General features: G+C 39.8%; 31 protein-coding genes. All 31 read left to right on the top strand.

Features of this window, described 5'->3' with window-relative positions; genetic code table 11:
• Positions 1-29 precede the first annotated feature (29 nt).
• The 31 genes from rpoC to rpsM all read left to right on the top strand — a co-directional run bounded on the left by rpoC (position 30) and on the right by rpsM (position 21,223).
• Positions 30-3,641 (top strand): DNA-directed RNA polymerase subunit beta', encoded by a 3,612-nt coding sequence (gene rpoC / locus ABC346_RS03315; RefSeq protein WP_413233533.1) that lies wholly within the window; start codon positions 30-32, stop codon positions 3,639-3,641.
• 391 nt (positions 3,642-4,032) lie between these two features.
• Positions 4,033-4,446, top strand: coding sequence for a 30S ribosomal protein S12 (gene rpsL, locus ABC346_RS03310; RefSeq protein WP_413233532.1), 414 nt, complete (start codon positions 4,033-4,035; stop codon positions 4,444-4,446).
• Between the two features lie 36 nt (positions 4,447-4,482).
• Entirely contained in the window at positions 4,483-4,953 is a 471-nt protein-coding gene (rpsG, locus tag ABC346_RS03305; protein ID WP_011064518.1) for a 30S ribosomal protein S7, read from the top strand.
• Between the two features lie 44 nt (positions 4,954-4,997).
• Positions 4,998-7,076, top strand: a complete 2,079-nt coding sequence (gene fusA / locus ABC346_RS03300) for an elongation factor G (RefSeq protein ID WP_413233531.1) — start codon at positions 4,998-5,000, stop codon at positions 7,074-7,076.
• Positions 7,077-7,186: 110 nt separating this feature from the next.
• Complete coding sequence (tuf, locus tag ABC346_RS03295; RefSeq protein ID WP_413233530.1) at positions 7,187-8,377, top strand: elongation factor Tu; 1,191 nt, start codon at positions 7,187-7,189, stop codon at positions 8,375-8,377.
• A 496-nt stretch (positions 8,378-8,873) separates the two neighbouring features.
• Positions 8,874-9,182 (top strand): 30S ribosomal protein S10, encoded by a 309-nt coding sequence (gene rpsJ, locus ABC346_RS03290; protein WP_413233529.1) that lies wholly within the window; start codon positions 8,874-8,876, stop codon positions 9,180-9,182.
• 28 nt (positions 9,183-9,210) lie between these two features.
• Positions 9,211-9,840 (top strand): 50S ribosomal protein L3, encoded by a 630-nt coding sequence (gene rplC, locus ABC346_RS03285; protein WP_413233528.1) that lies wholly within the window; start codon positions 9,211-9,213, stop codon positions 9,838-9,840.
• A 26-nt stretch (positions 9,841-9,866) separates the two neighbouring features.
• The gene (gene rplD / locus ABC346_RS03280) at positions 9,867-10,490 is read left to right on the top strand and encodes a 50S ribosomal protein L4 (protein WP_413233527.1); all 624 of its coding nucleotides are present in this window, start codon (positions 9,867-9,869) and stop codon (positions 10,488-10,490) included.
• On the top strand, positions 10,490-10,777 hold the full coding sequence (gene rplW, locus ABC346_RS03275) for a 50S ribosomal protein L23 (RefSeq protein WP_017795121.1): 288 nt from the start codon (positions 10,490-10,492) through the stop codon (positions 10,775-10,777). Before rplD ends, rplW begins: the two co-directional genes overlap by 1 nt.
• A gap of 31 nt (positions 10,778-10,808) precedes the next feature.
• Positions 10,809-11,639: a 50S ribosomal protein L2 gene (gene rplB, locus ABC346_RS03270; protein WP_413233526.1), complete on the top strand. Its 831-nt coding sequence runs from the start codon at positions 10,809-10,811 to the stop codon at positions 11,637-11,639.
• A gap of 57 nt (positions 11,640-11,696) precedes the next feature.
• A complete protein-coding gene (gene rpsS / locus ABC346_RS03265; RefSeq protein ID WP_413233525.1) occupies positions 11,697-11,975 on the top strand; it encodes a 30S ribosomal protein S19 in 279 nt (92 codons plus the stop codon).
• An 18-nt stretch (positions 11,976-11,993) separates the two neighbouring features.
• Entirely contained in the window at positions 11,994-12,335 is a 342-nt protein-coding gene (gene rplV, locus ABC346_RS03260) for a 50S ribosomal protein L22 (protein WP_413233524.1), read from the top strand.
• Between the two features lie 3 nt (positions 12,336-12,338).
• Complete coding sequence (gene rpsC, locus ABC346_RS03255; RefSeq protein ID WP_413233523.1) at positions 12,339-12,980, top strand: 30S ribosomal protein S3; 642 nt, start codon at positions 12,339-12,341, stop codon at positions 12,978-12,980.
• An 18-nt stretch (positions 12,981-12,998) separates the two neighbouring features.
• Positions 12,999-13,433 carry a 50S ribosomal protein L16 gene (rplP, locus tag ABC346_RS03250; protein WP_413233522.1) on the top strand — a complete coding sequence of 145 codons (435 nt, stop codon included), beginning with the start codon at positions 12,999-13,001 and terminating at the stop codon, positions 13,431-13,433.
• Positions 13,423-13,623, top strand: coding sequence for a 50S ribosomal protein L29 (rpmC, locus tag ABC346_RS03245; RefSeq protein WP_011064530.1), 201 nt, complete (start codon positions 13,423-13,425; stop codon positions 13,621-13,623). Before rplP ends, rpmC begins: the two co-directional genes overlap by 11 nt.
• Before the next feature lie 25 nt (positions 13,624-13,648).
• Positions 13,649-13,912 carry a 30S ribosomal protein S17 gene (gene rpsQ / locus ABC346_RS03240; RefSeq protein ID WP_069686521.1) on the top strand — a complete coding sequence of 88 codons (264 nt, stop codon included), beginning with the start codon at positions 13,649-13,651 and terminating at the stop codon, positions 13,910-13,912.
• 43 nt (positions 13,913-13,955) lie between these two features.
• A complete protein-coding gene (rplN, locus tag ABC346_RS03235; protein ID WP_413233521.1) occupies positions 13,956-14,324 on the top strand; it encodes a 50S ribosomal protein L14 in 369 nt (122 codons plus the stop codon).
• Between the two features lie 34 nt (positions 14,325-14,358).
• Positions 14,359-14,670, top strand: coding sequence for a 50S ribosomal protein L24 (rplX, locus tag ABC346_RS03230; RefSeq protein WP_017795127.1), 312 nt, complete (start codon positions 14,359-14,361; stop codon positions 14,668-14,670).
• 26 nt (positions 14,671-14,696) lie between these two features.
• Positions 14,697-15,236 (top strand): 50S ribosomal protein L5, encoded by a 540-nt coding sequence (gene rplE, locus ABC346_RS03225; RefSeq protein WP_413233520.1) that lies wholly within the window; start codon positions 14,697-14,699, stop codon positions 15,234-15,236.
• Between the two features lie 29 nt (positions 15,237-15,265).
• A complete protein-coding gene (gene rpsN, locus ABC346_RS03220; RefSeq protein WP_011064535.1) occupies positions 15,266-15,451 on the top strand; it encodes a 30S ribosomal protein S14 in 186 nt (61 codons plus the stop codon).
• 29 nt (positions 15,452-15,480) lie between these two features.
• Positions 15,481-15,879 (top strand): 30S ribosomal protein S8, encoded by a 399-nt coding sequence (rpsH, locus tag ABC346_RS03215; RefSeq protein WP_260049566.1) that lies wholly within the window; start codon positions 15,481-15,483, stop codon positions 15,877-15,879.
• A 31-nt stretch (positions 15,880-15,910) separates the two neighbouring features.
• Entirely contained in the window at positions 15,911-16,447 is a 537-nt protein-coding gene (gene rplF / locus ABC346_RS03210; RefSeq protein WP_413233519.1) for a 50S ribosomal protein L6, read from the top strand.
• 30 nt (positions 16,448-16,477) lie between these two features.
• The gene (gene rplR, locus ABC346_RS03205; RefSeq protein ID WP_413233518.1) at positions 16,478-16,837 is read left to right on the top strand and encodes a 50S ribosomal protein L18; all 360 of its coding nucleotides are present in this window, start codon (positions 16,478-16,480) and stop codon (positions 16,835-16,837) included.
• A gap of 23 nt (positions 16,838-16,860) precedes the next feature.
• Positions 16,861-17,364 carry a 30S ribosomal protein S5 gene (gene rpsE, locus ABC346_RS03200; protein ID WP_413233517.1) on the top strand — a complete coding sequence of 168 codons (504 nt, stop codon included), beginning with the start codon at positions 16,861-16,863 and terminating at the stop codon, positions 17,362-17,364.
• Between the two features lie 13 nt (positions 17,365-17,377).
• On the top strand, positions 17,378-17,560 hold the full coding sequence (gene rpmD, locus ABC346_RS03195) for a 50S ribosomal protein L30 (protein WP_413233516.1): 183 nt from the start codon (positions 17,378-17,380) through the stop codon (positions 17,558-17,560).
• Positions 17,561-17,591: 31 nt separating this feature from the next.
• Entirely contained in the window at positions 17,592-18,032 is a 441-nt protein-coding gene (gene rplO, locus ABC346_RS03190) for a 50S ribosomal protein L15 (protein ID WP_011064541.1), read from the top strand.
• A gap of 1 nt (position 18,033) precedes the next feature.
• Positions 18,034-19,329, top strand: a complete 1,296-nt coding sequence (secY, locus tag ABC346_RS03185) for a preprotein translocase subunit SecY (protein ID WP_413233515.1) — start codon at positions 18,034-18,036, stop codon at positions 19,327-19,329.
• Positions 19,330-19,361: 32 nt separating this feature from the next.
• Positions 19,362-20,009 (top strand): adenylate kinase, encoded by a 648-nt coding sequence (locus tag ABC346_RS03180; RefSeq protein WP_413233514.1) that lies wholly within the window; start codon positions 19,362-19,364, stop codon positions 20,007-20,009.
• 461 nt (positions 20,010-20,470) lie between these two features.
• Positions 20,471-20,689 carry a translation initiation factor IF-1 gene (infA, locus tag ABC346_RS03175; RefSeq protein WP_010652072.1) on the top strand — a complete coding sequence of 73 codons (219 nt, stop codon included), beginning with the start codon at positions 20,471-20,473 and terminating at the stop codon, positions 20,687-20,689.
• A gap of 31 nt (positions 20,690-20,720) precedes the next feature.
• Positions 20,721-20,834: a 50S ribosomal protein L36 gene (gene rpmJ, locus ABC346_RS03170; RefSeq protein ID WP_010095733.1), complete on the top strand. Its 114-nt coding sequence runs from the start codon at positions 20,721-20,723 to the stop codon at positions 20,832-20,834.
• Positions 20,835-20,857: 23 nt separating this feature from the next.
• The gene (gene rpsM / locus ABC346_RS03165) at positions 20,858-21,223 is read left to right on the top strand and encodes a 30S ribosomal protein S13 (RefSeq protein ID WP_011064544.1); all 366 of its coding nucleotides are present in this window, start codon (positions 20,858-20,860) and stop codon (positions 21,221-21,223) included.
• Positions 21,224-21,231 lie beyond the last annotated feature (8 nt).

Raw genomic sequence — 21,231 nt, 5'->3', positions numbered from 1 at the left:
ATCGCACATTAAAAAGGGAGGATTGCCCCTTGTTGGATGTAAATAATTTTGAGTACATGAAAATAGGTCTCGCATCACCTGAAAAGATTCGTTCTTGGTCATACGGTGAAGTTAAAAAGCCGGAAACGATTAACTATCGGACTTTGAAGCCAGAAAAAGACGGTCTTTTCTGTGAGCGTATTTTTGGACCACAGAAAGACTGGGAATGTCATTGTGGTAAATACAAGCGCGTACGTTATAAAGGCGTAGTTTGTGATCGTTGTGGAGTAGAAGTAACAAAAGCGAAAGTACGTCGTGAACGTATGGGACATATCGAGCTTGCGGCTCCAGTGTCACACATTTGGTATTTCAAAGGAATCCCAAGTCGTATGGGATTAGTATTGGATATGTCACCACGTGCACTAGAAGAAGTTATTTACTTTGCAGCATATATCGTTACAGATCCAGGAAGTACACCACTTGAGAAAAAACAACTGCTTTCTGAGAAAGAATTCCGTTCTTATTATGATAAGTACGGCAATACGTTTAAGGCGCAAATGGGTGCGGAAGCGATCCGCAAACTTCTTCAAGATATCGACCTTGAAAAAGAGGTTGATGCATTAAGAGAAGAATTAAAATCTGCGCAAGGACAACGTAGAACAAGAGCTATCAAACGTTTAGAGGTAATGGAAGCATTCCGTAATTCTGGTAATGATTCAAGCTGGATGATTTTAGATGTTCTTCCAGTAATTCCTCCAGAAATACGTCCAATGGTTCAATTGGATGGTGGACGTTTTGCAACGTCAGACTTGAACGATTTATATCGTCGAGTTATTAACCGTAATAACCGTTTGAAACGTCTTCTTGATTTAGGGGCACCTAGCATCATCGTTCAAAACGAAAAACGTATGTTGCAAGAAGCTGTTGATGCGTTAATCGATAATGGTCGTCGTGGCCGTCCGGTTACAGGACCTGGTAATCGTCCTTTAAAATCTCTTTCTCATATGTTAAAAGGGAAGCAAGGTCGTTTCCGTCAAAATCTACTTGGTAAACGTGTTGACTATTCTGGTCGTTCCGTAATCGTCGTAGGTCCACATTTGAAAATGTATCAATGTGGGTTACCGAGAGAGATGGCATTAGAATTATTTAAACCGTTTATTATGAAAGAGCTTGTTTCTAGAGGATTAGCTCATAATATTAAATCAGCAAAACGTAAGATCGAGCGTGTGCACCCAGATGTATGGGATGTACTAGAAGATGTTATCAAAGAACATCCAGTACTTCTAAACCGTGCACCAACACTTCACCGTCTAGGTATTCAAGCGTTTGAGCCAACTCTTGTAGATGGGCGTGCAATTCGTTTGCATCCACTCGTATGTACAGCGTATAACGCAGACTTTGACGGTGACCAAATGGCGGTTCACGTACCACTTGGTGCAGAAGCGCAAGCAGAAGCACGTATTTTGATGTTGGCTGCTCAAAACATTCTAAATCCAAAAGACGGTAAACCTGTAGTTACACCGTCACAGGATATGGTGTTAGGTAACTATTACCTAACCTTGGAACGCGAAAATGCTATCGGAGAAGGATCTTACTTTAAAGATACAAACGAAGCATTAATTGCATACCAAACTGGTTATGCTCATCTGCATACTCGTGTTGCTGTTCAAGCATCAAGCTTAAACAACAAAACATTCACAGAAGAGCAAAACAACAAATTGTTACTAACTACTGTAGGTAAATTAATCTTTAATGAGATATTGCCGGACTCGTTCCCGTATATCAATGAACCAACACAACTAAATCTGGAAGAAAAAACTCCGGAGAATTATTTTGTTGATCCTGGTACATCCATTAAAGAAGAAATCCAAAGTCGTGAACTTGTTAAACCGTTTAAAAAAGGTTTCTTAGGAGATATCATTGCTGAAGTCTTCAAACGATTCCAGATCACGGAAACATCTAAAATGCTTGACCGCATGAAAGACCTAGGATTTAGTTATTCTACAAAAGCCGGTATGACAGTTGGTATTTCTGACATTGTTGTACTTGGTGAAAAACAAGGTATCTTAGATGAAGCTCAAGCTAAAGTGGATAAAGTACTCAAACAGTTCCGTCGTGGTTTAATCACAGAAGAAGAGCGTTATGATCGAGTAATTGCTATTTGGTCTGAAGCCAAAGATGTTATTCAAGATAAGTTGATGGACTCCTTGAGCAACCGAAACCCAATCTTTATGATGAGTGATTCCGGTGCCCGTGGTAACGCATCTAACTTTACGCAGCTTGCTGGTATGCGTGGTTTGATGGCCGATCCAGCTGGTAAAATTATTGAGATTCCAATTAAATCAAGTTTCCGTGAAGGTTTAACCGTAATGGAATACTTTATTTCTACTCACGGTGCTCGTAAAGGTCTTGCCGATACAGCATTGAAAACAGCTGACTCAGGTTACTTAACTCGTCGACTTGTTGATGTTGCGCAAGATGTAATCATTCGTGAAGACGATTGTGGAACTGATCGTGGTTTAACTGTTTCAGCATTAGAAGATGGTTCTGAAGTAATCGAGCCACTATTGGATCGTTTAATCGGAAGAACATCTTTTGAAAATGTGAAACATCCTGAAACTGGAGAAGTGCTTGTTGAAAAGAACGAGCTTATTTCTGAAGACCAGGCGAAAACAATTGTTGAGTCTGGTGTACAAGAAGTGACTATTCGCTCTGCGTTCACTTGTAATACGAAGCACGGTGTGTGTCAAAAATGTTATGGCCGTAACTTAGCAACTGGTTCTGATGTAGAAGTTGGAGAAGCAGTAGGTATTATTGCTGCACAATCCATCGGTGAGCCAGGAACACAGCTTACAATGCGTACCTTCCATACTGGTGGGGTTGCAGGAGATGACATCACACAAGGTTTACCTCGTATTCAGGAATTATTTGAAGCGCGTAATCCGAAAGGGCAAGCAGTAATTACTGAAATTGCTGGTACCGTGCATGAATTCAAAGAAGTTAAAGATAAACAAGAAATCGTTGTTCAAGGCGAAGTAGAGCAACGTAGTTACGCAGTACCTTATAATGCAAGAATGAAAGTATCCATCGGAGACACCGTAGAAGCTGGTCAAGAGTTAACGGAAGGTTCCGTTGATCCTAAAGAACTCTTACAAGTTAAAGGTGTTGAAGGGGTACAGGATTACTTGCTTAAAGAAGTACAACGAGTATACCGTATGCAAGGGGTAGAAATTGGCGATAAACACGTTGAAGTAATGGTTCGTCAAATGTTGCGTAAGATTCGTATCGTATCATCTGGAGATACTGAAGTATTACCTGGATCGTTACTTGAATTACATCAATTCAAAGAAGCGAACCATAAAGTATTAATGGAAGATGGAGATCCTGCAACTGGACGTCCAGTACTACTCGGTATTACAAAAGCATCACTAGAAACAGATTCGTTCTTATCTGCTGCATCATTCCAAGAAACAACACGAGTTCTTACAGATGCTGCAATCAAAGGAAAACGCGATGAGCTTCTAGGTCTGAAAGAGAATGTTATTATTGGTAAGCTAGTACCAGCTGGTACTGGAATGCCACAGTATCGTACTCTTGAATCAGGATTAGATATGCCAGAAGCTGTTGAAGAATCTTCAGAAGAAGAAACACAAACAGTTTAATTATTTGAAGTTCTATAAAGACCTTTGATCGTCAATTATAAATAAGCAAACGGAAGCACCAAAAAAATACCTTTTTAGATATTGACATTAAAATTCTAGAATGGTACTATATTCAAGGTGCTTCCGATTATGCTTACAAAGTATTTTCGGGTGTAAAAGTGTAATCGGAACTTACGGATTACAAGTTAACACTAAATGTATTACTAGACTAATCAACGAACAGTGACTAATGTTGATTGATACAAAGAGATATAAGGTTTTTGTGTATATAATACGCAGAGACGTTATTTTTTCCCTAAAGATGAACCACCTGGATGTGTGGTATTACAAATCATGATTCTACGGTCACCGATTGATTAATCACATAAACAAATGAAGGGAGGACATAATCATGCCTACTATTAATCAGCTAGTGCGTAAAGGTCGTGTCAGCAAAACAAAAAAATCTGACTCTCCTGCACTTAATAAAGGCTACAACAGCTTTAAGAAGAGAATGACTGATGAAAACGCTCCTCAAAAGCGTGGTGTATGTACTCGTGTTGGTACACTTACTCCAAAGAAACCAAACTCTGCACTTCGTAAATATGCGCGTGTGCGTTTGTCTAACAATATGGAAGTAACTGCATACATTCCTGGAATTGGTCACAACCTTCAAGAGCACAGCGTTGTACTAATCCGTGGCGGTCGTGTAAAAGACTTACCAGGTGTGCGTTACCATATCGTTCGTGGAGCGCTTGACACTGCAGGTGTTGAAGGCCGTATGCAAGGACGTTCTAAATACGGAACTAAAAAACCTAAAAAATAAATAAAATAATCAACTAGAAGAAAGGAGGATGTAACGATGCCTCGTAAAGGACCAGTACCAAAACGTGATGTATTGCCAGATCCGCTTTATAAATCTAAGTTAGTAACTCGCTTAATTAACCAAATTATGGTTGATGGAAAGCGTGGGAAAGCACAAAAAATTCTTTATAATGCGTTTGAATTAGTCGCTGAAAGAAGTGGACAAAACGCTATGGAAGTTTTTGAGCAAGCTATGAAAAACGTAATGCCTGTACTTGAAGTTCGCGCACGTCGAGTGGGTGGATCAAACTATCAAGTACCAGTAGAGGTTCGTCCAGAACGTCGTCAAGCATTAGGATTACGCTATATTGTTAACTATTCACGTTTACGTGGAGAGAAAACAATGGAAGAACGTCTTGCTAATGAAATTCTTGATGCTTCTAATAACACAGGAGCTGCTGTTAAGAGACGCGAAGATATGCATAAAATGGCAGAAGCGAACAAAGCATTCGCTCATTACCGTTGGTAATATAAATCTAACAAAAGCTTTTATTTTAGGAAGGAGAAGAATACATGGCTAGAGAGTTCTCCTTGGAAAAGACGCGTAATATTGGTATTATGGCCCACATTGATGCGGGTAAAACAACCACTACTGAGCGTATTCTTTTCTACACAGGACGCATTCACAAAATTGGTGAAACTCATGAAGGTGCTTCTCAAATGGACTGGATGGAGCAAGAGCAAGAACGTGGTATTACAATCACTTCTGCTGCAACAACAGCCGCTTGGAAAGATCACCGTATCAACATCATCGATACTCCAGGACACGTAGACTTCACTGTAGAAGTTGAACGTTCCTTGCGTGTACTTGATGGTGCGGTGACTGTACTAGATGCACAATCTGGAGTTGAACCACAAACTGAAACGGTATGGCGCCAGGCAACAACTTATGGCGTACCACGTATCGTATTCATCAACAAAATGGACAAAACAGGTGCTGACTTCTTGTATTCTACGGGTACATTAAAAGAGCGCTTAGGTGCTAACGCACATCCAATTCAGATGCCAATTGGTGCTGAAGATGATTTCCACGGAATTATTGACTTAATTACAATGGATGCTTATTTCTATCTAGATGACTTGGGTCAACGTTCTGAAACACGTGAAATTCCTGCAGAGTTAAAAGATGAAGCAGAAGAGTTACGTGCAAGTTTAATCGAAGCTGTTGCAGAAACTGATGAAGAGCTTATGATGAAATATCTTGAAGGAGAAGAAATCTCCAACGATGAATTAAAAACTGCTATTCGTCAAGCAACACTTAATGTTGATTTTTATCCAGTACTTTGTGGTTCAGCATTTAAGAACAAAGGTGTTCAGTTAATGCTAGACGCAGTACTTGACTACCTACCTGCACCAACTGATGTACCTCCAATCGAAGGTATCATTCCTGGTACAGAGGAAAAAGTTACTCGTCCATCTTCTGATGATGAGCCTTTCTCTGCATTAGCTTTCAAAGTTATGACAGACCCTTATGTAGGTAAACTTACATTCTTCCGTGTGTACTCTGGAACATTAGATTCTGGTTCATACGTGAAAAACTCAGTAAAAGATAAGCGTGAGCGTGTAGGACGTATTCTACAAATGCATGCTAACTCTCGAGAAGAAATCTCAAGAGCATACTCAGGTGAGATTGCTGCAGCAGTTGGTTTGAAAGATACATCTACAGGGGACACTCTTTGTGATGAGAAGAACCTTGTTATCTTAGAGTCTATGGACTTCCCAGAACCAGTTATCTCTGTTGCGATTGAGCCAGAAACAAAAGCTGACCAAGATAAAATGGCAATTGCTTTATCTAAATTAGCTGAAGAGGATCCAACTTTCCGTACTGAAACAAACCCGGAAACTGGTCAAACTATTATCTCTGGTATGGGTGAACTTCATCTTGATATCATTGTTGATCGTTTGAAACGTGAATTTAAAGTAGGAGCTCAGGTAGGGGCGCCTCAAGTTTCTTATCGTGAAACATTCCGTGGATCTGCTGAGGTTGAAGGTAAATTCGTACGTCAGTCTGGTGGACGCGGACAATTCGGTCATGTTTGGGTTAAATTCGAGCCAAACGAAGAAGGTGCCGGATTTGAATTTGAAAACAAAATTGTTGGTGGTGTAGTTCCTCGTGAATACATTCCAGCGGTACAACAAGGTATCGAAGAATCAATGGAAAACGGGGTTCTTGCTGGATATCCGTTAATCGATATCAAAGCGACACTTTATGATGGTAGCTACCATGATGTTGACTCAAACGAAATGGCGTTTAAAGTTGCAGCATCTATGGCTCTAAAAGCTGCTAAAAACAAATGTAACCCAGTTCTTCTTGAGCCAATGATGAGAGTTGAAGTTGTTGTACCTGAAGAGTACATGGGAGATATTATGGGTGACGTAACATCTCGTCGTGGACGTGTAGAAGGTATGGAAGCGCGCGGTACAGCACAAGTTGTTAAAGCGTTCGTACCACTTGCAGAAATGTTTGGTTATGCAACTGCACTACGTTCGAACACACAAGGTCGCGGTGTATACACAATGCATTTTGATCATTACGAAGAAACACCGAAAAGCATTACTGAAGAAATTATTAAGAAAAATGCTGGTGAATAATTGATTTTTTTATAAATCTAACGTATAACATTTAGTAAAGGCCGAGAAATACATTACTGTATTTCTTGGCACTAATACAAATTGGTATTTAATTAAAGGAGGAAACATAAATGTCTAAAGAAAAATTCGATCGCTCGAAAAGTCACGTAAACATTGGAACTATTGGACACGTTGACCATGGTAAAACTACTTTAACTGCAGCTATCACTACTGTAATGGCTAAAAGAAACGGTAGCGGAAATGCTATGGCTTATGACCAAATCGATGGTGCTCCAGAAGAGAAAGAACGCGGAATTACAATCGCAACTTCTCACGTAGAATATGAAACTGAAACTCGTCACTATGCACACGTTGACTGCCCAGGTCACGCTGACTATGTTAAAAACATGATCACTGGTGCTGCACAAATGGATGGAGCTATCCTTGTAGTATCTGCTGCTGATGGTCCAATGCCACAAACTCGTGAGCACATCCTACTTTCTCGTAACGTTGGGGTTCCTACAATTGTAGTATTCCTTAACAAAACAGATATGGTAGACGATGAAGAACTTCTTGAATTAGTAGAAATGGAAGTTCGCGATCTATTAACTGAGTATGACTTCCCTGGTGATGATCTACCAGTTATCAAAGGTTCTGCACTTAAAGCACTTGAAGGCGATGAAGAATACGAAGAAAGAATCGTTGAATTAATGGCTGCAGTTGACGAATATGTTCCAACTCCAGACCGCGACACTGAAAAACCATTCATGATGCCAGTTGAGGATGTATTCTCAATTACTGGTCGTGGTACTGTTGCAACTGGACGTGTTGAGCGCGGACAAGTAAGTGTTGGTGATGAAGTAGAAATCATCGGTCTTGCTGAAGATTCTTCTAAAACAACTGTAACTGGAGTAGAAATGTTCCGTAAGCTTCTTGACTATGCTGAAGCTGGTGACAACATTGGTGCACTTCTTCGTGGGGTTGCTCGTGAAGACATCAACCGTGGTCAAGTATTAGCTAAACCAGGTTCAATTACTCCACATACTAACTTCAAAGCTGAAGTTTATGTACTTTCTAAAGATGAAGGTGGACGTCACACTCCATTCTTCTCTAACTACCGTCCTCAGTTCTACTTCCGTACTACGGACGTAACTGGTGTAATCGAATTACCAGAAGGAACTGAAATGGTAATGCCTGGAGATAACATTGAAATGACAGTTGAACTTATCTCTCCAATCGCGATTGAAGACGGAACTCGTTTCTCAATTCGTGAAGGTGGACGTACAGTAGGTTCTGGCGTTGTTTCTTCTATCCAAAAATAAGTAAACTAAGTAAAAAAACAGACAATGGATTTCCGTTGTCTGTTTTTTTTGATGCATTCTGTTTTAGTACTAAATACTTTAGTACGTACAATTGATCTAATAAAGATAGAACGCTAACCAGATGTATATAGAATTAATCAACTAACATACTCACTTTTAAAAGTAACTATCATGTAATGAGAGAATGAAAACTTCTTACTTATGAAAGTTTCATTATATAAGGAAATTAAAGGATTTAATTTCTTCAATAAAAACCTTGAATTCCCCTTGCAATTACTTATGAAACTATGTATAATAAAAAACTGTGCAAACTTATAGGTATTCACATAATAAGCTTGCATTGACCAATAGTTTTTAGTATACTATTAATGTTGGTCACTTGGTGCGTTGATGCGGAAGGTTGTTGGCACACCCGGCCCCTTTGCCATGGCGAGGGTGTCGAGAAATTTCCGCGGAGAATGTCTATATGAATATGGGCGATAAAGGAGGGAAAATAATGGCAAAAGAGAAAATCAGAATCCGATTAAAAGCATATGATCATCGTATTTTAGATCAATCTGCTGTGAAAATTGTGGATACTGCGAAACGTTCCGGAGCGAAAGTGTCTGGTCCGATTCCATTACCAACTGAGAAATCTGTTTATACAGTTTTGCGTGCGGTGCATAAGTACAAAGACTCTCGTGAGCAATTCGAGATGCGCACACATAAACGTTTAATCGATATTCTCGAGCCTACACCGAAAACAGTTGATGCGCTAATGCGTCTAGACTTACCATCTGGTGTAGATATTGAAATCAAATTATAATTCGTTCTTAATATAGGAGGTGTAACGGATGACGAAAGGAATCTTAGGTCGTAAAATCGGCATGACTCAGCTATTCTCTGATAATGGAGAGTTAATCCCAGTAACAGTAATTCAAGCTGAGCCAAATGTTGTATTGCAAAAGAAAACATTAGAAAATGATGGTTACGAAGCGTTGCAAATCGGTTTTGCTGATAAAAAAGAATCACGTACTAACAAAGCGGAGAAAGGTCATGCTGAGAAAGCAGGCACTGCCCCTAAGCGCTACGTTCGTGAAATCCGTGGCGCAGAGGTTGATAGCTTTGAAGTTGGGCAAGAGATCAAGGTTGACATCTTTGAGTCTGGAGAAAAAATTGATGTAACAGGTACATCTAAAGGGAAAGGTTTCCAAGGTGTAATCAAACGTCATAATCAGCAACGTGGACCTACTACACACGGTTCTCATTTCCATAGAGCTCCAGGTGCAATGGGTGTAATTGATCCAATGCGTGTATTCAAAGGTAAAAAGCTACCAGGTCACATGGGATCTGAACAAGTAACGATCCAAAACCTTGAAGTTGTAAGTGTAGATACGGATAAGAATCTACTATTAATAAAAGGTAACGTGCCTGGCGCGAAAAAATCTTACGTTAAAATCACAAGTGCAGTGAAAGGTAACTAATCACACAAACGAAGGGAGGATATGTCATGCCTAAAGTAGCACTTTTAAAACAAGACGGAAGCAATGTTGGAGACATCGAGTTAAACGATTCTGTTTTTGGTATTGAGCCTAACACTCATGTACTACACGAAGCAGTAGTTATGCAACGTGCATCATTACGTCAAGGTACTCATGCTGTTAAAAACCGCTCTGAAGTACGCGGTGGCGGACGTAAACCATGGCGTCAAAAAGGAACTGGTCGTGCACGTCAAGGTTCAACTCGCTCACCACAATGGGTAGGCGGTGGAACTGTTTTCGGACCAACTCCACGTAGCTACAGCTACAAATTGCCAAAGAAAGTACGTCGTTTAGCACTAAGATCTGCATTATCTTCTAAAGTAAATGAAGAAAGTTTGGTTGTTTTAGAGAACATCACTATTGATGCTCCAAAAACAAAAGAAATTGTAAATATCTTGAAAGGTCTTCAAGTAGATGCGAAAGCACTTATCGTTCTTTCAGAGAAAGACGAAACAGTAATTCGTTCTGCTAACAACCTACAAAATGTTACAGTATTAACTGTTGAAGAACTAAACATTCTTGACTTGCTTACGCATGACAAGCTGATCATCACAAAAGATGCAGCTGAAAAAGCAGGGGAGGTGCTCGCATAATGAAAGATCTACGCGATGTAATTAAACGCCCTGTCATCACGGAACATTCCGCTGATTTAATGGCAGAGAAAAAATATACGTTTGAAGTATCCCCAAAAGCAAATAAAACGGAAATCAAAGATGCTGTAGAAACAATCTTTGGTGTTAAAGTTGAAAAAGTAAACACAATGAACCAAAAAGGTAAATTTAAGCGAATGGGCCGTTACGGTGGTTATCGCCCGAATCGCAAAAAAGCTGTTGTTCAACTAACAGAAGACAGTAAAGAACTAGATTTCTTTGAAGCTTAAAAAATATACTCAGTGAGAAGGAGGGACAACGATGGCGATTAAAAAATTCAAACCAACCTCTAATGGTAGACGTAATATGTCTGTGTCAGATTTCGCAGAGATTACTACAGATACTCCAGAGAAATCCCTACTAAGCCCAATTAGAAAACGCGGCGGTCGTAACAACCAAGGGAAATTAACGGTTCGTCATCAAGGCGGCGGTCATAAACGTCAATACCGTATCATCGATTTCAAACGTGATAAAGATGGTATACCAGGACGCGTTGCTACAATCGAATATGATCCAAATCGTTCAGCGAATATTGCTTTAATTCATTATGCTGACGGTGAAAAGCGTTATATCATTGCTCCTAAAGGAATTAAAGTAGGGCAAGAAATTGAGTCTGGCGAAAATGCAGATATTAAATTAGGTAATGCACTACCGCTTGGAAGTATTCCAGTAGGTACTGTTATTCACAATATCGAATTAAAACCAGGTCGTGGAGCACAAGTAGCTCGTTCTGCTGGTGCAGAAGCTCAAATCCTAGGACGTGAAGAAAAGTATACGCTAGTAAGACTTTCTTCAGGAGAAGTTCGTTTAATACTAACTACTTGCCGTGCTACAATTGGTCAGGTTGGTAATATTGAACACGAACTTGTACGCGTAGGTAAAGCTGGACGTTCTCGTTGGAAAGGTATTCGTCCAACTGTACGTGGTTCTGTAATGAACCCTAACGATCACCCACACGGTGGTGGTGAAGGACGTGCGCCAATCGGACGTAAATCACCAATGTCACCATGGGGCAAACCAACACTTGGTTACAAAACGCGTCAGCGTAATAAACCATCTGATAAGTATATCGTTCGTAAACGTAAAAAATAAACTTAAGTAACGGACGGGAAATAACACCCGTCTTCAACCTGGGAAGGAGGCTTATCCATGGGTCGTAGCTTGAAAAAAGGACCTTTCGCAGATGACCATTTGATGAAGAAAATTGAAGTGCTTAACACAGACGACAAGAAACAAGTTGTTAAAACATGGTCTCGTCGCTCAACAATTTTCCCAACATTTGTAGGTCATACTATTGCAGTTTATGATGGACGCAAACATGTGCCGGTTTATATTACAGAAGATATGGTCGGTCATAAATTAGGTGAATTCGCACCAACTCGTACGTATAGAGGACACGCTGGTGACGACAAGAAAACAAAACGCTAATGAGAGGAGGTACTAGGCATGCAAGCTAAAGCCGTTGCGAAATCAGTTCGTATTGCTCCTCGTAAGGTTCGTTTAGTTGTAGATCTAATTCGAGGAAAAGAGGTTGGCGAAGCCATCGCTATTTTAAATCATACACAGCGTGGAGCTTCTCCAGTCGTAGAAAAAGTACTAAAATCTGCAATCGCAAATGCAGAACACAACTATGAAATGGACTCAGATAGTCTGGTCATTTCTGAAGCATTCGTAAATGAAGGTGCTACATTGAAACGTTTCCGTCCACGCGCTCAAGGACGTGCAAGCAGAATTAACAAGCGCACAAGCCACATTACAGTAGTGGTAACTGAAAAGAAGGAGGGGTAGTCAGTGGGTCAAAAAGTGAATCCAACGGGTCTTCGCGTAGGTATCATTAAAGACTGGGAGTCTAAGTGGTATGCTGGCAAGGACTATGCAGACTTACTACATGAAGATATTAAAATCAGAGAATATCTTGAAAACCGTCTAAGCACAGCTGCTGTTTCTTCCATTGAAATCGAGCGTGCTGCAAACCGTGTTAACATCACTATTCATACTGGTAAGCCAGGAATGGTTATTGGTAAAGGCGGTTCTGAAGTAGAAGCTTTACGTAAATCTTTAAACAACTTGACTGGCAAGCGAGTTCATATCAATATTGTAGAAATCAAGAAAGTTGATTTAGATGCAACATTGGTTGCTGATAGCATTGCTCGTCAATTAGAAAATCGTATTTCATTCCGTCGTGCTCAAAAGCAAGCAATTCAACGTGCTATGCGTGGTGGAGCAAAAGGAATTAAAACACAAGTATCCGGACGTCTTGGCGGTGCAGATATCGCTCGTGCGGAACATTACAGTGAAGGTACAGTGCCACTTCATACTTTACGTGCAGATATTGACTATGGTACAGCAGAAGCTGATACTACGTACGGTAAACTAGGCGTTAAAGTATGGATCTATCGTGGAGAAGTCCTTCCAACTAAAACTGATAAGTAAAGGAGGGGGCTCATTACTATGTTAATGCCTAAACGTGTTAAATATCGTAGACAACATCGTGGTAAAATGAGAGGCCAAGCAAAAGGTGGAACAACCGTTGCTTTTGGTGAGTACGGGTTACAAGCTACTGAAGCTTCTTGGATTACAAGTCGCCAAATCGAGGCTGCTCGTATTGCAATGACTCGTTACATGAAACGTGGTGGTAAAGTTTGGATTAAAATCTTTCCAGACAAACCATACACAGCTAAACCTTTAGAGGTTCGAATGGGTTCTGGTAAAGGTGCTCCTGAAGGATGGGTAGCAGTAGTAAAACCAGGAAAAATTATGTTTGAAATCGCAGGTGTACCGGAAGAGGTTGCTCGTGAAGCATTACGTCTTGCTTCTCACAAACTACCTGTAAAAACAAAATTCGTAAAACGTGAAGAAATTGGTGGTGAAAGCAATGAAGGCTAATGAAATAAGAGATCTAACCACTGCCGAAATTGAACAAAAAGTAAAATCTTTAAAAGAAGAGTTATTTAATTTACGTTTCCAACTAGCTACTGGCCAATTGGAAAACACTGCACGTATTCGTGAAGTACGTAAATCAATTGCTCGTATGAAAACTGTTATTCGCCAACGCGAATTAAGCGTAAATAACTGATTCTACAGAGAGGAGGTTAGCCTCAATGACTGAACGTAATGATCGTAAAGTTTATACTGGCCGTGTCGTTTCTGACAAAATGGATAAAACAATAACTGTTTTGGTTGAAACGTATAAATTCCATAAATTATATGGGAAACGTGTTAAGTATTCTAAAAAATTCAAAGCTCATGATGAAAACAATGTTGCTAAAAATGGTGATGTAGTTCGTATCATGGAAACTCGTCCGTTATCAGCTACAAAACGTTTCCGTTTAGTAGAAGTTACTGAAGAAGCGGTAATTATATAATTAAAGTTCGCTCGGAAGGATTCCGAAGGGAGGTCACAGCGTTATGATTCAACAAGAAACTCGTTTAAAAGTTGCAGATAACTCTGGTGCTCGTGAAGTATTAACCATTAAAGTATTAGGTGGATCTGGTCGTAAAACTGCTAACATTGGTGATGTAATTGTTTGCACGGTGAAACAAGCAACACCAGGCGGCGTTGTCAAAAAAGGCGAAGTTGTAAAAGCAGTTGTCGTTCGTTCTAAATCTGGTGCACGTCGTAAAGATGGTTCATACATCCGTTTTGATGAAAATGCTGCCGTAATTATTCGTGATGATAAAAGTCCAAGAGGAACTCGTATCTTCGGACCGGTTGCACGTGAATTACGTGATGCTCAATTCATGAAAATCGTATCTCTAGCTCCAGAAGTTTTATAAGAAAGAATTACCTTGTCAAGGAGGTGCGTAAAGCATGCATGTAAAAAAAGGTGATAAAGTAAAAGTACTATCCGGCAAAGACCGCGGTAAGGAAGGTACTGTATTAGAAGCATTTCCAAAGAATGAGCGCGTATTAGTAGAAGGCATCAACATGGTTCAAAAACACGCGAAGCCTTCTCAAGAAAACCCACAAGGTGGAATTCTTAATATCGAAGCTCCAATTCATGTTTCTAATGTATTACCAATCGATCCAAAATCCGGAGAACCAACTCGAGTTGGGTACGAAGTGAAAGACGGTAAGAAAATCCGCATCGCTAAAAAATCCGGTGAAGCATTAGATAAATAAGTTGTCTGTGAAAGGAGGGCTACACTATGAACGAATTGAAACAGAAGTATCAAGATGATATCGTATCATCTCTAATGGATAAATTTAATTATAATTCCGTAATGGAAGTACCAAAAGTCGAAAAAATCGTTATCAACATGGGTGTTGGTGATGCAGTTCAAAACTCAAAAGCATTAGATAGTGCTGTAGAAGAACTTTCTCTAATTTCTGGTCAAAAACCATTGATCACTCGTGCGAAGAAGTCTATCGCTGGTTTCCGTCTACGTGAAGGAATGCCAATCGGTGCAAAAGTAACTCTTCGTGGAGAGCGTATGTATGAGTTCTTGCAAAAACTAGTTGCAGTTTCTCTTCCACGTGTTCGTGACTTCCGTGGTATCTCTAAGAAAGCTTTCGACGGTCGTGGAAACTACACTCTAGGTGTGAAAGAACAATTGATTTTCCCAGAAATTAATTATGATAAGGTAAGCAAAATTCGTGGTATGGATATTGTTGTAGTAACAACATCCAACACTGACGAAGAAGCTCGTGAACTTTTAGCTCAGCTAGGCATGCCTTTCCAAAAATAAGCTAAAAGCTAATACAAGGAGGGAAAATTGTGGCTAAAAAATCAATGATTGCGAAACAAAAACGCCCGCAAAAATTCAAAGTACAAGAGTATACTCGTTGCGAACGCTGCGGACGTCCACATTCAGTAATTCGTAAATTTAAACTTTGCCGTATTTGTTTCCGTGAACTTGCCTATAAAGGTCAAATTCCTGGTGTCAAAAAAGCAAGTTGGTAAACCCCGATTCGGGAAGGAGGTAATTAGTAATGGTTATGACAGATCCAATTGCAGATATGCTTACTCGTATTCGTAATGCAAACATGGTAAAACATGAGAAGCTAGAGCTTCCTGCTTCAAATATTAAAAAAGAAATCGCCGATATCCTTAAGCGTGAAGGGTTTGTTAAAGATTACGAGCTAATCGAAGACAACAAACAAGGTGTATTGCGTATCTTCTTAAAATATAGCGCAAATGAAGAAAAAGTAATTTCAGGTATCAAACGTATTAGTAAACCAGGTTTACGTGTTTATGCCAAAGCTGATGAAGTTCCACGTGTACTTAACGGTTTAGGTATTGCAATCGTATCAACATCTAACGGTCTGCTTTCTGACAAAGAAGCACGCTCTCAAGCTGTTGGTGGCGAAGTACTAGCGTACGTTTGGTAATCACTAATTTTTAAATGAGGAGGTGCTAGGTATGTCTCGTGTAGGATTGAAACCTGTAGAGATTCCTGAAGGTGTAGAGCTTAAGTTCGACAACAACACGGTTACTGTTAAAGGACCTAAAGGCGAATTAAGTAGAGAACTACATCCTGATATGAAAATAAATATTGAAGATAATGTACTAACAGTTGAACGCCCAAGTGATCATAAAGAACACCGTGCTTTACACGGTACAACTCGTAGCTTGATCAACAATATGGTAATTGGTGTAAGCAAAGGTTTTGAAAAATCATTGGAAATTAACGGTGTAGGTTACCGTGCTCAAAAGCAAGGTAACAAAACTGTAATTAACGCTGGTTATTCTCATCCTGTAGAACTTGAAGCAATCGACGGTATTGAAATCGAAGTTCCTAAAAACACACAAATTACTGTTAAAGGTATCGACAAAGAATTAGTAGGTGCAATTGCAGCGAACATTCGTGCAATCCGTCCACCAGAGCCTTATAAAGGTAAAGGTATTCGCTATGCGGATGAATACGTACGTCGTAAAGAAGGTAAAACTGCTAAGTAAGCTTAGTTAGGCGAGAAAGGAGTGACCCAGATGATTACAAAACCTGACAAAAATGTCATTCGTAAAAAACGTCATAATCGTGTACGTAGAACACTTTCAGGAACAGCGGAACGTCCTCGTTTAAACGTATACCGTTCTAATAAGAACATCTACGCTCAATTAATCGATGATATCGCAGGAGTTACTGTTGTAAGTGCTTCTACAGTTGATAAAGAGCTAGGAATCGACGGAGGTAACGTTGAAGCTGCTAAGCAAGTTGGCGCAGCGATTGCGAAACGTGCTATCGATAAAGGTTACAAATCAATTGTTTTTGATCGTGGAGGATATTTATATCATGGCCGCATCAAAGCATTGGCAGAGGCTGCCCGCGAGGAAGGTCTTGAATTTTAAAAGATAAAGGAGGTAACCATTGTATGAAGACTAACATTGATCCGAACAAATTAGATCTTGAAGAACGTGTTGTTACGGTAAACCGTGTCGCAAAGGTTGTTAAAGGTGGACGTCGCTTCCGCTTTGCAGCACTTGTTGTTGTTGGTGACAAAAACGGTCATGTAGGCTTTGGTACTGGTAAAGCACAAGAAGTACCAGAAGCTATTAAAAAAGCCGTAGATGATGCGAAGAAAAACTTAATCTCTGTACCAATCGTTGGTACTACAATTCCACATGAAATTCACGGACAGTTTGGTTCTGGTAACGTATTAATGAAACCAGCTGCAGAAGGTACTGGAGTTATCTCTGGTGGACCAGTTCGTGCAATCTTAGAATTAGCAGGTGTAGGTGACATCCTAACAAAATCATTAGGATCGAACACACCAATCAATATGATCCGTGCTACTTTAAACGGATTAACAAACCTAAAAACAGCTGAAGACGTAGCGAAATTACGTGGAAAGTCTGTTGAAGAACTGTTAGGATAAGGAGGGAAACACTATGTCTAAAAAGTTGGAAATAACCCTCAATCGCAGTGTCATCGGTGGCACTGATGTTCAAAAGAAAACAGTTGAAGCATTAGGGTTAAAGAAAATTCGTCAATCCGTTGTACGTGAAGATACTCCAGCCGTTCGTGGTATGGTAAACAGAGTGTCCCACTTATTGACAGTTAAAGAAGTTTAATTAATCATTAGTGTAAAGAGGAGGTGCTCGCATGAAACTTCATGAATTGAAGGCAGCAGAAGGAACTCGTAAAGAGAGAAATCGTGTTGGTCGAGGCATGTCTTCTGGTAACGGAAAAACTTCCGGCCGTGGACACAAAGGACAAAAAGCACGTTCAGGCGGTGGTGTACGTCCAGGATTTGAAGGTGGTCAAATGCCTTTATTCCAACGTCTACCTAAACGCGGATTCACCAATGTGAATCGTAAAGAATACGCAATTGTTAACCTTGATACGTTAAATCGTTTTGAGGAAGGCACTGAAATCACACCAGAGCTATTACTAGAGACAGGTGTCGTAAGCAAACTAAATGCTGGAATTAAGATACTTGGTAAAGGTACTTTAGAAAAGAAACTAACAGTAAAAGCTCATAAGTTCTCCGCTTCTGCAAAAGAAGCGATCGAGACAGCGGGCGGTCAATCTGAGGTGATTTAATTTGTTTCGTACACTCTCCAATTTTATGCGCGTAGCTGATATTAGAAATAAAATCATTTTCACATTATTACTGTTGATTGTATTCCGAATCGGTACATTTATTCCTGTACCATTTACAGATAAAGCAGCAATCGACTTTATGAATGACCAGCAAAATGTATTTGGCTTCCTAAACACATTTGGTGGTGGAGCCTTACAAAACTTTTCTATCTTTGCGATGGGGATAATGCCTTATATAACAGCATCCATCATCATGCAGCTACTGCAAATGGATGTAGTACCTAAGTTTGCAGAATGGAAGAAACAAGGGGAAATGGGACGTAAGAAGATTGCTCAAGTAACTCGTTACGGGACAATTGTTCTTGCATTCGTTCAAGCAATTGCAATGTCAGTCGGCTTCAATGCGATGGCAGGCGGCATGTTGATTGCAAACCCTAATGTTATGAAGTTCTTAACGATTGCGATCGTGCTTACAGGTGGTACAGCATTCCTTATGTGGATGGGTGAGCAAATTACAGCACATGGAGTAGGTAATGGTATCTCTATCATTATCTTCGCTGGTATTGTAGCCGCACTTCCTAACGGTGTTGGACAGTTATACAGCCAGTATTTCGCTAATCCTGGAAATGACTTGTTTATTAACATCGTTATTGTTGCGCTAATTGCTCTTGTAGCAGTTGCTGTAACAGTTGGCGTTATTTTTGTAAACCAAGCATTGCGTAAGATTCCGGTTCAATATGCTAAAAAGCTAGTGAATCGTTCTCCAGTAGGTGGCCAATCTACTCATCTTCCTATTAAGGTGAATGCTGCAGGGGTTATTCCAGTAATCTTTGCAATTGCATTTATGATGGCACCAACGACAATTGCTGGTTTCTTTGAAGGAAATCAAGTAGCAGATTTCATCATTCGTACTTTTGATTATACTTCCCCTGTGGGAATGGTCATTTACGTAGCGATGATAATTGCTTTCACATATTTCTATACGTTTGTTCAAGTTAATCCAGAGCAAATGTCTGAGAATCTACAAAAACAAGGTGGATATATTCCAGGAATTCGTCCAGGTCATAATACGGAAGAATACTTGACTCGCGTAATTAACAGATTAACTTTTGTTGGCGCATTGTTCTTAGCAGTTATCTCTGTATTTCCAATGATCCTAGGTAGTCTTGCGAATCTACCTTCTGCAGTACAAATTGGCGGAACAAGCTTACTAATCGTTGTAGGTGTTGCATTGCAGACGATGAAACAATTAGAAGGACAGCTCGTGAAGCGTCACTACAAAGGATTCATTAAGTAACTTTTGAAGCCAACAAAAGCGAGGGGAAACAATTGAATTTGATTTTAATGGGCTTACCTGGTGCTGGTAAAGGTACACAGGCTGCAAAAATTAATGAAAAATATAACATCCCTCATATTTCAACAGGAGATATGTTCCGTTTAGCTATTAAAGAGGGCACTGAACTCGGTAAACAAGCGAAGGAATATATGGATCGAGGAGATCTTGTTCCAGATGAAGTTACTGTTGGGATTGTTAAGGAACGTCTAGCGAAGGATGATTGTGCAAATGGATTCCTTTTAGATGGATTCCCTCGCACAACCCGACAAGCTGAAGCATTACAAGAACTATTGTCTGATTTAGGTAAGTCAATAGATTATGTCATCCATGTGGATGTACCAGAAGAAAATTTGGTAGAGCGTTTAACTGGACGGAGAATTTGTCCGACTTGCGGAACAGCTTATCATGTAGTGTATAACCCTCCAAAAGAGGAAGGCATTTGTGATAAAGATGGCTCCCAGTTAATTCAGCGAGATGATGACCAACCAGAAACAGTTAAAAATCGTTTAGCTGTTAATATAGAGCAGACACAACCATTACTTGATTTTTATCAAGATAAAGGTTATCTTGTGAAAGTAAACGGAGATCAAGATATCAATGTAGTTTTCCAAGATATTGAATCTATTTTAGAAAAAAAATAATTCACTTATTATCTACTATTCAGTTTAGGTGCATTTCCGTTACTGAAAAGTTATAATGAAACAAGTAATGTGTATTGCTTTGAAATAGTAACAGAAATGATTGGTTATTCAACCTTGATATAGATACTAACGATTGCCTAAGTGATGGTTAGCGCTGATATACGATGACAAATCGATTCCGAGCAGGGTCAGTTTGTACGTATGAAGCAGGAACTGACTTTAGGTCAGCACACAATTCATTATATGAATGTGAACGACCCGGTTTGTCCTGCTGCTGGCCGACGGGGATAGCGTGAAGTCGATCGACCATATAAAGAAGATGGAGCAGCACAGAGTAAATTGCTGTGTTTCCCCGTGAAACCATACAGCCTTCTAGAAACTGGTCGAGTCACAAATAGGAATTTACGGTTTGTCCTAATGTAGATAAGGTTGTGACTGATTTGAAGAAGGGAGATCACACGATGGCGAAAGATGATGTTATTGAAGTAGAAGGTACAGTAACAGATACATTGCCAAATGCGATGTTTAAAGTAGAGCTTGAGAATGGCCATACAGTATTGGCGCATGTATCTGGTAAAATCCGTATGCACTTTATTCGCATTTTACCAGGCGATAAAGTAACGGTTGAACTTTCTCCGTATGATTTAACCAGAGGACGAATTACGTACCGTTATAAATAAACGAGCTCCGATATAAAAGGAGGTAATGATGATGAAGGTAAGAGCATCAGTAAAACCAATTTGCGAGAAATGCAAAGTCATCAAACGCAAAGGTAAAGTAATGGTGATTTGTGAAAATCCAAAACACAAGCAAAAACAAGGCTAATAAACAGGAGGTGCTACTAAGCTATGGCACGTATTGCAGGTATTGATATTCCACGTGATAAACGTGTAGTAATTTCTTTAACTTATATCTATGGAGTCGGAAAAACTACTGCACAACAAATCCTTAAAGAAGCAGGCGTTTCTGAGGACACTCGTGTACGTGACTTAACCGAAGATGAATTAGGTAGAATCCGTCAAGCAGTTGATCAATACAACACTGAAGGTGATTTACGCCGTGAAGTGTCACTAAACATCAAACGTTTGATCGAAATCGGTTCTTATCGCGGAATTCGTCACCGTCGCGGATTACCAGTTCGTGGTCAAAAAACAAAGAACAACTCTCGTACTCGTAAAGGCCCACGTAAGACAATGGCTAACAAGAAAAAGTAATGTAAGGA

It is taken from the genome of Oceanobacillus phoenicis (genome assembly GCF_047238145.1).
Lineage (GTDB): Bacteria > Bacillota > Bacilli > Bacillales > Amphibacillaceae > Oceanobacillus.
The sequence above is the reverse complement of the archived record's forward strand: the minus strand, read 5'-3'. Positions and strand labels throughout refer to the sequence as shown.